The sequence below is a fragment of the Pseudomonas sp. NPDC088890 genome (assembly GCF_044900155.1).
Taxonomy (GTDB): Bacteria; Pseudomonadota; Gammaproteobacteria; order Pseudomonadales; family Pseudomonadaceae; genus Aquipseudomonas; species Aquipseudomonas urmiensis.
Window position 1 is genome coordinate 87,835 of the sequence record NZ_JBJDNG010000001.1, and the last position, 12,359, is coordinate 100,193.

The 12,359-nt window shown below is 64.5% G+C and carries 6 protein-coding genes and 2 tRNA genes; 4 read left to right on the forward strand and 4 right to left on the reverse strand.

Annotated elements, in window-relative coordinates:
- Nucleotides 1-107: 107 nt before the first annotated feature.
- Entirely contained in the window at nt 108-1,028 is a 921-nt protein-coding gene (rdgC, locus tag ACI2JX_RS00400; RefSeq protein ID WP_186554688.1) for a recombination-associated protein RdgC, read from the reverse strand.
- A gap of 206 nt (nt 1,029-1,234) precedes the next feature.
- Between rdgC and ACI2JX_RS00405 the strand changes: the two genes are divergently transcribed.
- From ACI2JX_RS00405 to ACI2JX_RS00415, 3 genes are all read left to right on the forward strand, one after another.
- Nucleotides 1,235-1,310: transfer RNA gene (locus tag ACI2JX_RS00405), tRNA-Val, on the forward strand.
- A gap of 13 nt (nt 1,311-1,323) precedes the next feature.
- Nucleotides 1,324-1,400, forward strand: a tRNA-Asp gene (locus tag ACI2JX_RS00410).
- Between the two features lie 158 nt (nt 1,401-1,558).
- Nucleotides 1,559-3,265: an Hsp70 family protein gene (locus tag ACI2JX_RS00415; protein WP_404689118.1), complete on the forward strand. Its 1,707-nt coding sequence runs from the start codon at nt 1,559-1,561 to the stop codon at nt 3,263-3,265.
- 39 nt (nt 3,266-3,304) lie between these two features.
- On the opposite strand, the gene ACI2JX_RS00420 is transcribed toward ACI2JX_RS00415, so the two are convergent.
- The 3 genes from ACI2JX_RS00420 to map form a co-directional block, all read right to left on the reverse strand.
- Complete coding sequence (locus ACI2JX_RS00420) at nt 3,305-5,962, reverse strand: molecular chaperone DnaJ (protein ID WP_404689119.1); 2,658 nt, start codon at nt 5,960-5,962, stop codon at nt 3,305-3,307.
- Entirely contained in the window at nt 5,959-6,651 is a 693-nt protein-coding gene (locus ACI2JX_RS00425; protein ID WP_186554691.1) for a DUF1266 domain-containing protein, read from the reverse strand. Before ACI2JX_RS00425 ends, ACI2JX_RS00420 begins: the two co-directional genes overlap by 4 nt.
- A 242-nt stretch (nt 6,652-6,893) precedes the next feature.
- Nucleotides 6,894-7,694 (reverse strand): type I methionyl aminopeptidase, encoded by an 801-nt coding sequence (gene map, locus ACI2JX_RS00430; protein ID WP_264235776.1) that lies wholly within the window; start codon nt 7,692-7,694, stop codon nt 6,894-6,896.
- 343 nt (nt 7,695-8,037) lie between these two features.
- Between map and ACI2JX_RS00435 the strand changes: the two genes are divergently transcribed.
- Nucleotides 8,038-12,066, forward strand: coding sequence for a molybdopterin-dependent oxidoreductase (locus ACI2JX_RS00435; protein ID WP_404689120.1), 4,029 nt, complete (start codon nt 8,038-8,040; stop codon nt 12,064-12,066).
- The last annotated feature ends 293 nt before the right edge of the window (nt 12,067-12,359 follow it).

Here is a 12,359-nt window from a genome sequence, read left to right on the forward strand (position 1 = left end):
CGCTCCCACAAGGACCGCGCCGTTCTGAAGGGCAGCGTAATCCCTGTGGGAGCGGGCTTGCCCGCGAAGGGCCGCAAAGCGGCCCCAAAATGCTACTGCGACAACGCTCAGACCCCTTGCGGAATCTCTTCGCCACCCAACGCCTCGAACAGCGCCGGCAGGAACTCGGTAAAGGTCATCATCATCAGCAGGAAGCTGGCATCGAACTGCTGCTGCGCTTCATCACCGCCATCCTGCTCGGCCTGCTCTTGCAGCAGCTCCTCGAACTTCAGGCGCTTGATCACGGTCTTGTCGTCGAGTACGAACGACAGCTTGTCCTGCCAGGCCAGGGCCAACTGAGTCACCACCTTGCCGGTGCCCAGGTGCAGTTGGATCTCGTCGCTTTTCAGGTCCTGGCGCTTGCAGCGAACGATGCCGCCGTCTTCATGGGTGTCACGCAGTTCGCACTCGTCCAGCACATAGAAGTCTGGCGCGGCGGCTTGCGACTTGACCCAGTCGGTCATGGTCGCGCTCGGGGCGATCTTCACGGTCACCGGCCGCACCGGCAGCGAACCCATCACTTCGCGCAGGGTCGACAGCAGGTCTTCGGCGCGCTTGGCGCTGGCCGAGTTGACCAGGATCAGGCCCAGGCGCGGGGCGATGGCGGCGAAGATCATCGAGCGGCGAATGAAGGCACGCGGCAGGAAGGTCTGGATGATGTCATCCTTGATCTGGTCGCGTTCCTTCTTATAGACCTTGCGCATCTGCTCGGTCTCGATTTCCTCGACCTTCTCTTTGACCGCGTCGTTGACCACGCTGCTGGGCAGGATGCGTTCTTCCTTGCGTGCGGCGATCAGCAGGAACTCACCGCTGACATGCACCAGAGGAGCGTCTTCGCCTTTGCCGAACGGCGCGACGAAACCGTAGGTGGTCAGCTCCTGGCTGGCGCATGGGCGGGCCGGCTTGCTGGCCAGGGCGGCTTCCAGTGCCTCAGGCTCGAATGGGACTTCCTGGGTCAGGCGATAGGTCAGCAGGTTCTTGAACCACATGAGGGTAGATCTCTCCTTAATGCATAAGGCGGGCATTATTCTCCGACTGGTGCCATGCGGCCAACCCTGTCAGAGCGCCATCAGCCACTTATTAGTAAGGAAAAGGGCGGTTGCGCTAGGTCCTTGAAAGCCCTGCAAAAAATTTTTAAAAAAGTGCTTGCCAGGGTGGTACGTCCTCCGTAGAATGCGCGCCACACCGAGACGAAGGGTGATTAGCTCAGCCGGGAGAGCATCTGCCTTACAAGCAGAGGGTCGGCGGTTCGATCCCGTCATCACCCACCACTCGATGTATAGCGCAGCGGTAGTTCAGTCGGTTAGAATACCGGCCTGTCACGCCGGGGGTCGCGGGTTCGAGTCCCGTCCGCTGCGCCATATTCAGCTTCAAGGGCCCACTGAACACCCTGAAGCAACAGAGAAAGCGACCTTAGGGTCGCTTTTTTTGTTTCTGGCATTGCGTCAGAATGCCCCTGTCCGCCGGAAGCGGCCAGCAGGTTCCGCTCCGGCTCTTCACCGCAAGCAAGAGACCGACCATGCAGGATGCCAGTACCTCTCACTCCCCCGCAGTTGCCACGCCATTGCTGGGCATCGACCTGGGCACCACCAATAGCCTGATTGCCGTCTGGCAAGACGGGCAAGCGCGGCTGATCGCCAACGCCTTGGGCGAGGTGCTGACGCCGTCGGTGGTCAGTGTCGATGACGATGGCAGCATTCTCGTAGGCAAGGCCGCCAAGGCGCGCTTGACCACCCACCCGCAGCGCACGGCCGCCGCGTTCAAGCGTTTCATGGGCAGCGACAAGCGCTTCGAGCTGGGCGAGCATCGCTTCACCCCTGAAGAGTTGTCGGCACTGGTCCTGGGCGCGCTCAAGCAAGATGCCGAAGCCTATCTGGGCTGCCCTGTGAGTGAGGCGGTGATTTCGGTGCCCGCCTACTTCAGCGACGAGCAGCGCAAGCGCACGGTTTTCGCCGCCGAGCTGGCTGGGTTGAAGGTACAGCGGCTGATCAACGAACCGACCGCTGCGGCAATGGCCTATGGGCTGCATGAGCAGAAATTCGAGCGCACCCTGGTGTTCGACCTGGGCGGTGGCACCTTCGACGTCACCGTGCTGGAGTACGCGCTGCCGCTGATCGAGGTGCATGCTTCCACCGGCGACAACTACCTGGGCGGCGAAGACTTTACCGATGCCTTACTGCTGGCGTGCTTGCGCGATTGGAATCTCAAGCTGGACGACCTGCAGCCGCAGGCGCTGGCCAGCCTGCATGACGCCATCGAGCAGTTCAAACATGAATTGGGCGAGGGCTACTGGACCCTGAGCTGGAACGGCGATGCGCAGCCGCGCCAATGGCAACTCGATGAACTCAAGCTGCAAGCGATCTGGGCGCCATTGCTGGCCCGGGTGCGTGCGCCGATCGAGCAGGCCCTGCGTGACGCGCGCTTGAGCCCCAAGGAGCTGGACAGCCTGGTACTGGTCGGTGGCGCGACGCGCATGGCGCAGGTGCAGCAGCTGGTGGCCAAGTTGTTTGGCCGGTTGCCGTATCGGCACCTGGACCCGGACACCATCGTCGCCCTCGGCGCTGCCAGCCAGGCGGCGTGCAAGGCACGAGACGAGGCTATCGATGAGCTGATTCTCACCGATGTCTGCCCCTACACCCTGGGCATCGCCGCCCAGCGTGGCGGGGAGAGCAGCGGGGCGTTTTCGCCGATCATCGAGCGCAATACCGTGATCCCGACCTCGCGGGTCGAGCGCTTCTATAGCAGCCATGCCGATCAGAAAGTGGTGCGCATCGCTGTGTATCAGGGCGAGCGGCCTTGGGTGCGCGACAATATTCTGGTGGACAGCTTCGAGATCCCGTTGCAGCAGACCGGGCAGATTCAGTCGCTGGATGTGCGTTTTAGCTACGACATCAATGGCTTGTTGGAGGTGGATGTGACCTTCCAGGAAACCGGTCAGAAGCACAGTCACAGCATCGACCGTAGCCCGACCGGGTTGGATGAGCCGGCGCGCCAGGCCAGCCATGAGCGGCTGTCGCGGCTGAAGATTCACCCGCGCGATGCGCTGCCCAATCGCACCTTGTTGGCGCGCTTGGAGCGGGCGTGGATGCAGAGCCTGGGCGAAGAGCGGGAGTTGATTGGCAGTTGGCTGGATGCGTTCAATACCGTGCTGGCGGGGCAGCAGGCCGGGGAGATCAGTCGCCAGCGCCAGCAACTGAGCCAAGCGTTGGATGAGTTGCGCTATTGACAGTGTTGGGGCCGCAACGCGGCCCCCGCTGCTCATCGTTCAACCGTTCAAACGCCGCAACGTCGCCTGCAACCCACCGTCCAGCTGCTGCGCCTTACCCGGCGGCGGCCCATAACGATTGGGCAGCTTGTCCCCCGGCAGCCCCAGCAACATCAGCGGCAACACCGGCAACACCCGGCTGACCACCAGCAGCAACAGCAGCGCCGGCACCCCTTGGCCAATGTCACGCAAGCGCCTGAGAAAGCCGCTAACCAACAGCAACCCCATCACCACCACGATCATGGGCGCAGTCAGCATGAAGCTTCCGCACAACGCAATCGCGCCCAGGTGCAAGGCAAAGCCTGTGCGGTTGAGCCGGCTCTTGAGCTTCCACACCGCCCAGAACGGCGCGGGTGCCTGCTTGAGATCGTTGCGCAGCATACGCTCGCTCCACGACAGCAAGGCCATGATCGCGCAGCGCAGGCCTGGATCGAGCTCGGCGTCGTCCTTGGCTTTTTGCAGGGCGCGCAGCAACCGGGTCTTGGGCGGGGCGCAGTGGTTGAGCAGGCTGTCCAGCGCATCCAGGGCCTCGTTGAACGGGCGGCTGGCGACGCCCTGCTTGTGCAACAGGTCAGCCGGCGGATGCTTGGTCTTGCCCTCGACCAGATTGCGCCGCAGCGGTTCGTACCCGTAGTCCTCGATGTACAACGCCTCGATGCGGTTGCGCAGGCGCGTGCGTTGCTCCTCGTCCAAGCTGCGGTCGTGATAGAGCACCGCGCAGAACAGCAGTTTGCCCAGCGGGTAGTCGTCGAGCACGTTGGGCTCGTTTTCCAGGCTTGCCAAGAGCTGCGCGGCGCTGGGCAGGTGGGCACTGTCGAGCAGCGTGCGCAAGGTCAGCATCTGGTTGGCCACTAGCGCTTGTGCCGGATCGGCGCTGTCCAGCGCGCCGAACAGGCCGTTGCTGCCGTCTGGGCTGGCCAGGGTTTGCAGCAGCACGCCATGCAGCGGGGCGAATGGATGCTCGGCGGGGTAGTGCAGTTGGCCGGGCAACTGCGCCGGTATCAAGCTCAGCCAGCGCGTCGGGTGTTCGAGCAGGGCGAGCATGAACAATTGCTGGCGATGCCAGTTCCAGGCGGCTTCGCCATCAGGCATCGGCGGCAGCAACAGGCCGCGCTCGGCGAGTTTGTCCTGTGTTTGCAGGGCGAAGGGGACGGTGAACATGCGCCGCATCTCGAAGTTGCGGTTGAGGCTGTGCAGTGCTGGTGCGCCGTAGTTGCGCATGCGCCGCAGCCACTCGCGGCACGCCGGGTGCAGCTGTTGCGTGGCGAGCGCCTCCGGCAATGACGCGGCAGGGTCTTCACGCTGGCAGAACTGCACCAGGGCCTGCACCACCGGTGCCTGTTGCAACCAGTGCAGTTGTTGCTCGGCCTGGCGTTGGAAGCCTTCCAGGATCAAGGCGTCGAGGGCATCTTCGCCGGGCGTTTGCGCAAGGATCTGCCGTAACAGCTCGGCTTCACCGCGCTGCAAGGCCCAGGCATACCAGTACAGCCGGTGCAGGGCGCGGTCTTGCGCCTCTGTCGGTTCATCCAGCAGCAGGGCCAGCAACGGCAGTTCATCGTCGCCGTCCAGGCGCCAGTCGATGAACTGGCTGGCGATACCGCCCAGCTCCAGGCGCGAGGCTTGCAGCCAGCGCGCCAGGGTTTGCGGGTTTTGTGCCGGGGTGCCCAGCAGCTGCGCAGGATCGGCTAGATCCTCGGGCCAGGAAACGGGCTGCGACACACTGTCGAAGGCCTGGATCAGCAGCGGCAGGCGTTGCGACTGGTACTGCGTGCAGAACTCGATCAGCCAGCGCTCGGCCTGCGGATGGCGGTGTTCGCGCCACAGCTGCAGCCAGCAGTCCATCGCCTGCTGCTTGGCACCCAGGGCGTCGGCCTGGCAGGCCAGCAGGTAGAGCAGGTCCTGGTCGTCCGGGGCCTGGCGTTGACGCTCTAGCAGCAGCGCATGCAGGGTTTGGCTGGCGACCCCTGCCTGGCTGAACTGCACCAGCAGGCGCTGGATCAAGCCCTGATCGTCGGGGAAGGCCAGGCAGGTGTGGGTTTGGGCGAACTGTGCGTACTCGAACAGCGGCCGTTGCTGGAAGCAGTACTCCAGGCTGCGGAAGTACCATAGCGCCTCCAGCTGCGCCGCCGGCGGCCAATCGCGCATCAGTCCGGTGTCGAATGGATCGGGTTGCTCCAGGCGCTGGAGGAAGGCTTCCACCTCGTGTGGATCTTCCAGGCGCAGCAGTTGTTCGGCCCAGCCCAGGCGCTGGGCCAGCAGGCCGACACAGCGGTGCGAGATCGGCCCGCAGTTGCGCAGTTCGTGCAGCAGGCGCCAGCTCAGCGCTTCCAGATCGTCCAGCGGCAACTCGTCGAGCTCGGCGATGTATCCCTGCCAGGCGACCGGATCGAAGCGCAGGGCAGGCTCTTCCAGCAGGCGGTGGAAGGCCTGCAACGCAGGGTGTGGTGCGTCATCCCGGGCCGCGGCGTCAGGTTCGGAGGCGGCGCTCGATTCACCTTCGCGGGCCAGGCGCAGGGCCTCTTCATAGGCCTCGCGCAGTGCTTGGAAACCTTGCGGGTCGGTTTCTGGGTGGTGCGACGGCAGCAGGCCACGGTAGGCCTGGCGGATGCTGTTCAGGTCCTGGGTCGGTTCCAGGCCCAGGCGTATCCAACAACTCATGACCAGCAGTCCTCTTCCAGTGAGGCAGGGCGTTGCGGTTCGGGCAGCTCCAGGTCCCACGGCAGGCTGGCCAGCAAGTCGCTGGCGCCGTGGCGCAGGTTGAGCACGATGCAGCGGTTCCAGTGTTCGCTACCTTGGCGTTCGAGTTCGGCGGCCAGGGTGTCGTCGCTGCTGTCGGAGGCATTCCACAGCGCCTTGCCGATCAGGTAGCCGGCCAGGTAACTGTCCCAGCGGTTGTAGTAGTGACGGGCGCGCAGGGCCAGGCGGTAATGCAGGTAGAGGCTTTCATCGAGTGTGATGAAGTCCTTCTTGAGCCCGGCCCGCAGCAGAAAACTCATCCGCCCCAGGTCCCACGCGCGGGTGCCACCGGGGCCGCAGTCGGGGAAGGTGCGGGCGGCGTATTCGTGCTTGATGCGTTCGCGCAGTGGCAGGCTGGCCAGCAGCGCCTGCCACTCGCTCGGCAGGCGGCGCTGGAATTGCCAGTAGGCTTCGGTCAGCTCGGTGGCGTGGCCGTTATCGGCCATGCCGAGCATGTCCAGCAATTGCGCCCGGTTGCTGATGCCCCACCAGCGTTCGAGGTCAGTCTGATCGTCGCCTTCGAAGTACTGCGCGGCGGTGTAGCTGGCGCCATTGAGGGCGGCCATGGGGGCGGACAGGGCATGCAGCCAGTGCTGCGCGGTTTCTTCCATGAGGGGGCTCCTGGGCCGGCTCGAAACAGAAAAGGCGGCCGGCCTTGCTGGGGGCGATTGTAGAGAGCGAGGGGTGCGGGGGCAAATGTCGCTGGTTGGCTTTTGGGGTGGCTGTGCCGGCCTTATCGCGGGGCAAGCCCGCTCCCACGGGAGTGGCATTGTTTGTGGCCTATCACCGGGCACACTGGGCAACGCGCAATCAGTGCAGAACCCTGTGGGAGCGGGCTTGCCCGCGAAGAGGTCTAGGCGATTTGACTGGCTGAAACGAAACGCCCCAACTCTTCATCGCGCAAGGTCAGCACTTCAAAGCCGTCGGCAGTCACTGCCACGGTATGTTCCCACTGCGCCGACAAGCCGCCATCGCGGGTAATCACTGTCCAGCCATCTTTGAGCGTGCGCGTGCCACGCGCGCCCTGGTTGATCATCGGCTCGATGGTAAACACCATCCCTGGCTTGAGCTTCAGGCCCATGCCGCGCTGGCCGTAGTGCAGCACCTCCGGTCCTTCGTGCATCTGTTGGCCAATGCCGTGCCCGCAGTATTCGCGCACCACGCTGTAGCCGGCGGCCTCGGCATGGCTCTGGATGGCATGGCCAATGTCGCCCAGGGTGGCGCCGGGGCGCACTTGCTCGATGCCTTTGCACAGCGCGTCATAGGTTGTGTCGACCAGGCGTTGGGCGTCTTCGCTGATCGCGCCGATGCGGTACATCTTCGACGAGTCGGCGATGTAGCCCGCTTGCTCCAGGGTGATGTCGACGTTGATGATCGAGCCTTCCTTGAGCACTTCGTCAGCCTTGGGGATGCCATGGCACACCACGTGGTCGACCGAGGTGTTGAGCGAGTAGGGGAAACCGTACTGGCCCTTGCTTGCTGGCCGGGCGCGCAGGGTCTGGACGATGAACGCCTCGGCGCGGTCGTTGATCTGCAGGGTGGTGACGCCGGGGCGGATGAAGCCGTCGAGGTCGGCGAACACCTGGGCCAGCAACTGGCCGGCGCGGCGCATCAGGTCGAGTTGCTCGGGGGTCTTGAGGATCACCTGGGACATTGGGGCTATGCGAATCTCGGTTGAATAGGCGTTTACAGCATATCCCCAGGCTGGTTGCCGGTGCTACCGGTTGGTGCGCAGCTCACCAACTCGGTGCAAGGCCGCTGCCAGGGCTGCACCCACTAGGAGGGTGGCGGCGCCGCAAATCCAGGTGGGCAGGGCGGGTATGGCAGTGTTGGCCTGCGCGAAACCGCAACTGGCCCAGGATTTGCTCAATCCCCTGTACCCGGGTCGTCAATGCCGATGGCCCACCTCTTTTCACGACAAAGGCGCCGTGTTGCCCCGCTTGCTTAGGCAAGCCCAGGGCAGCCGGCGCCTTTTTCGTTTTTGCCGGGAGAAGCCGATGGCCACTAGCCAAGTGCGCAGCGTTTGCCCTTATTGCGGGGTAGGGTGCGGCATCGTCATGTCGGTGGAAAATGGCCAGGTGCAGAAGATCGCGGGCGATAAACAGCACCCCGCCAACTTTGGTCGCCTGTGCACCAAAGGCCTGACCGCGCACCTGCCGCTAACCGCCGCTGGGCGCATGGCCAATGCCTACGTCCGTCAGCAGCGCGCCCAGCAGCCGGTGCGCAGCAGCTTGGACGCGGCGATCGAGCAGGCCGCCGCGCGCCTGCGCGCAATCATCGACGAGCATGGCCCGGATGCCGTGGCGCTGTATGTCTCCGGGCAGATGTCGCTGGAGGCGCAATACCTGGCCAACAAACTGGCCAAGGGCTTTATCCGCACCCGCCATATCGAGTCCAACTCGCGCCTGTGCATGGCCAGTGCCGCCAGCGGCTATAAACAATCGCTGGGCGCCGACGGCCCGCCCGGCAGCTATGAGGATTTCGAGCAGGCAGAGGTGTTTCTGGTGATCGGCGCGAACATGGCCGATTGTCACCCGATCCTGTTCCTGCGCCTGCTCGACCGGCTCAAGGCCGGGGCCAAGCTGATCGTCGTCGACCCGCGGCGCAGTGCCACGGCCGACAAGGCCGAGCTGTTCCTGCAACTGCGTCCCGGCAGCGACCTGGCCCTGCTCAATGGCTTGCTGTACCTGTTGCACCAGAACGGCCACACCGATGCCGAGTTCATCGCTCGCCACACCGAAGGCTGGAGCGATCTGCCCAGCTTTCTTGAGGACTATCAACCCGAGCGCGTGGCGGCCCTGACCGGGTTGTCCGAGGCTGACATCCGCCAGGCCGCACAGTTGATCGGCAGCGCCAACAACTGGATGAGCTGCTGGACCATGGGCCTGAACCAGAGCATTCACGGCACCTGGCACAGCAATGCACTGTGCAACCTGCACCTGGCAACGGGCGCCATCTGCCGCCCCGGTAGCGGACCGATGTCGTTGACCGGTCAGCCCAATGCCATGGGCGGGCGCGAGATGGGCTACATGGGCCCGGGCCTGCCGGGCCAGCGCTCGGCGTTAGTGGCCGCAGACCGGGCGTTTGTCGAGGTGCAGTGGCAACTGCCCGCTGGCAGCCTGCGCAGTGAGGGTGGCGAAGGCACGGTAGCGCTGTTCGAGCAGATCAAGGCGGGCGAGGTGAAAGCCTGTTGGATCATCTGCAGCAACCCGGTGGCCAGCGTCGCCAACCGCCAGCAGGTGATCGACGGCCTAGGCCAGGCGCAGTTGGTGATCAGCCAGGATGCCTTCCTCGACACCGAGACCAACCGCTATGCCGACATTCTCCTGCCCGCGGCGCTGTGGGCCGAAGGCGAGGGCGTGATGATCAACAGCGAGCGCAACCTGACCCTGATGCCGCGCGCCGTCGACGCCCCAGGTGAAAGCCAGGAAGACTGGCGGATCATCGCCCGCATCGCCTGCGCCATGGGCTACGCGGACGCATTCGATTACGCCGATGCCGAGGCGGTGTACGACGAGATCCGCCGCTTCCACAACCCCACCACGGGGTATGACCTGCGCGGTATCCGCTATGCCGACCTGCGCCAGCGCCCACGGCAATGGCCCAGCGCACCGGGCCGCGAAGATGATCGCAGCCCGCTGCGCTACCTCAATGACGGCAGCAGTCAGCCGCTGCTGCGTGACGCGCAGGGTCTGCAACCGGCGCTGGCATTCCCCACCGCCAGCGGCAAGGCGCGTTTCTTTGCCCGGCCGTGGTTGCCGGCCGCCGAGCTACCGGACGATGACTATCCCTTCGTGCTCAACACTGGCCGTGTGCAGCATCAGTGGCACACCCTGACCAAGACCGGCAAGGTCGCGAGCCTGAACAAACTCGAGCCGGGTCCCTTCGTCGAGATCAACCCCGAGGACGCCCAGCGCCTGGGGATCGCCGAGCACGATCAAGTTGCGATCCGCTCGCGCCGTGGTCAGGCGCTGTTGCCTGCGCGCGTCACTGACCGGGTCATGGCTGGCGGTTGCTTTGCGCCGTTTCACTGGAACGACTTGTACGGCGAGCAATTGGCGATCAATGCCGTGACCTCTGATGCGCTCGACCCAACCTCACTGCAACCGGCCTACAAGCACTGCGCCGTGGCCCTGGAACGGGTCAGCGGTGCACGCATCGATGCCGTGGACTTGACCACTGTCGCCCCTTCGGAGCCTGCCAGCATGCCGCTAGCCACCCTCAATCGTCTGCTCGGCCTGGATAGCTTGCCAGCCCCGGCCCTGGCCGAGGATGAGCGGCATTATCTGCAAGGTTTTTTGCTCGGCCTGGGCCAAGCGCGCCCGCAAGGAGTGCCCAGCCTGCCCGCCACGGCACCGCTGGCGCCGGCCCGGCGCCTGTTTGTCGATGGCTTGCTGGCCGGGCTGTTCGTCCAGCCCCAGGCGCTGCCGAGCGCCTTGCCCGAAACCGCCCCGCACCGGGTGCTGTGGGCGTCGCAGACGGGTAACGGCGAGGCCCTGGCCGATCGTTGCGCGCAGCGCTTGCGTGCCGCCGGGCTGGCCGTGGAGCTCAGTTGCATGGAAGCGGTCACGCCCAGCCAACTGCAAGGCGCCGCCAGTGTGCTGCTGATCGCCAGCACCTTTGGCGACGGCGAGGCGCCCGATAGCGGCGCGGCGTTCTGGCAAGCGTTGCAGGGTGAGCAGGCCATTGATTGCGCTGAACTGCCCTACGCGGTGTTGGCCTTGGGCGATTCGAGCTATGGCCAATTCTGTGGCTTCGGGCGCAAGCTCGATGAGCGCCTGGCGCAACTGGGTGGGCGCCGGCTGCTGGCGCGGGTCGATTGCGAACCGGATTTCGACCAGGCCTTTGCCGCTTGGCTCGACGCGCTGCTGGCCGAGCTGGGCCGTGTCGCGCCGCTGCCAGCGGCCATCGAGCCTGAGCCACTGGCCGCCTATGGCAAGCGCCAGCCTTGGTCGGCGCAGTTGCTGGAGAACCGCCTGCTCAATGGCCCTGGTGCGAGCAAGGAAACCCGGCAGCTGGTATTTTATCTGGCAGGCAGCGGCTTTACCTATCAGGTCGGAGACGCCCTTGGCGTGTGGCCGCGCAATTGTCCGCAGTTGGTCGAAGAGCTGCTGGCCTTGATCAAGCTCGACGCCAGCACCACGGTCGAGTTGCAGGGGCACCCCGCCATGTCATTGGCGAGCGCTCTGGAACAGCATCTGGAGATCGCTCGGGTCACCTCCCAGCAGCTACACGTGTTCAGCGAAACCGCCGCTGATTTGCGTCGTTTGCTACAGCCTGAACACAGCGCCGAGCTCAGGGACTGGTTGTGGGGGCGGCAGTTGGTCGATGTGCTGCGCGAGTTTCCCCAGCAATTGCCGTTGGCCACCTGGCTTGAGCTGCTCAAGCCATTGCAACCGCGCCTGTATTCGATCAGCTCAAGCCCCAGGGCTCACCCTGAACAAGTTCACCTGACCGTGTCGACGGTGCGCTATGGCCAGCGCAAGGGTGTGTGCTCGGCGTTTCTTGCCGATCGCGCCGAAGCGCTCAAGGTGGCAATCTTCCCCCAGGTCTCCAGGCATTTTCGCCTGCCCGAGGATGACGCCGTGCCGATCATCATGGTCGGTCCGGGCACCGGTATTGCGCCGTTCCGGGCTTTTCTGCAAGAGCGCCAGGCCAGGGGCGCGAGCGGGGGGAATTGGTTGTTCTTCGGTGAACAGCACCAGGCCTGCGACTTCTATTACCGCGACGAGCTGCTGGCTTGGCAAGCCAGTGGCCACTTGCGTTTGGACACGGCGTTTTCCCGTGATCAGGCAGAGAAGATCTACGTTCAACAGCGCATGCGCGAACAAGGCGCGGAGCTTTGGCGTTGGCTACAGCAGGGGGCCTATTTCTATGTCTGTGGCGATGCCCTACACATGGCCAAGGATGTCGATGCGGCGTTGCGCCAGATCGTGGCCGAGCAGGGTGGCCTGAGCGCCGAGGCGGCGGCTGCCTATGTCGAGGCGTTGAGCAAGGACAAGCGCTACCGCCGTGATGTGTACTGAATGCCCCATGATGGGGAGTGATGCACTTTGGCTGTGCGATTTTTCGCAGATCGAGGTTGCCCGTACCGGCCTCTTCGCGGCGGTTCGGCGCCCCGACAAGCCCATACCCAGGGGCCGGGTCGATTACAGGGGCTGAGGCTTGCAGGGCCATGTGGGAGCGGGCTTGCCCGCGACGAGGCCAGCAGGTGCAACGCATGAAAAATGCTCCCTGCACAGTCAGCACATCAAATTGGCACACTCCCTGCTTTTACTCTTGTACAACCCGCCCCACTGATCAACGGCGATCACTCAGG

What these genes read in the sequence shown, in the direction of transcription:
- ACI2JX_RS00435 (WP_404689120.1), top strand. Translation starts at nt 8,038, where the DNA reads ATGGCCACTAGCCAAGTGCGCAGCGTTTGCCCTTATTGCGGGGTAGGG.
- rdgC (WP_186554688.1), bottom strand. Translation starts at nt 1,028, where the DNA reads ATGTGGTTCAAGAACCTGCTGACCTATCGCCTGACCCAGGAAGTCCCA.
- ACI2JX_RS00415 (WP_404689118.1), top strand. Translation starts at nt 1,559, where the DNA reads ATGCAGGATGCCAGTACCTCTCACTCCCCCGCAGTTGCCACGCCATTG.
- ACI2JX_RS00420 (WP_404689119.1), bottom strand. Translation starts at nt 5,962, where the DNA reads ATGAGTTGTTGGATACGCCTGGGCCTGGAACCGACCCAGGACCTGAAC.
- map (WP_264235776.1), bottom strand. Translation starts at nt 7,694, where the DNA reads ATGTCCCAGGTGATCCTCAAGACCCCCGAGCAACTCGACCTGATGCGC.
- ACI2JX_RS00425 (WP_186554691.1), bottom strand. Translation starts at nt 6,651, where the DNA reads ATGGAAGAAACCGCGCAGCACTGGCTGCATGCCCTGTCCGCCCCCATG.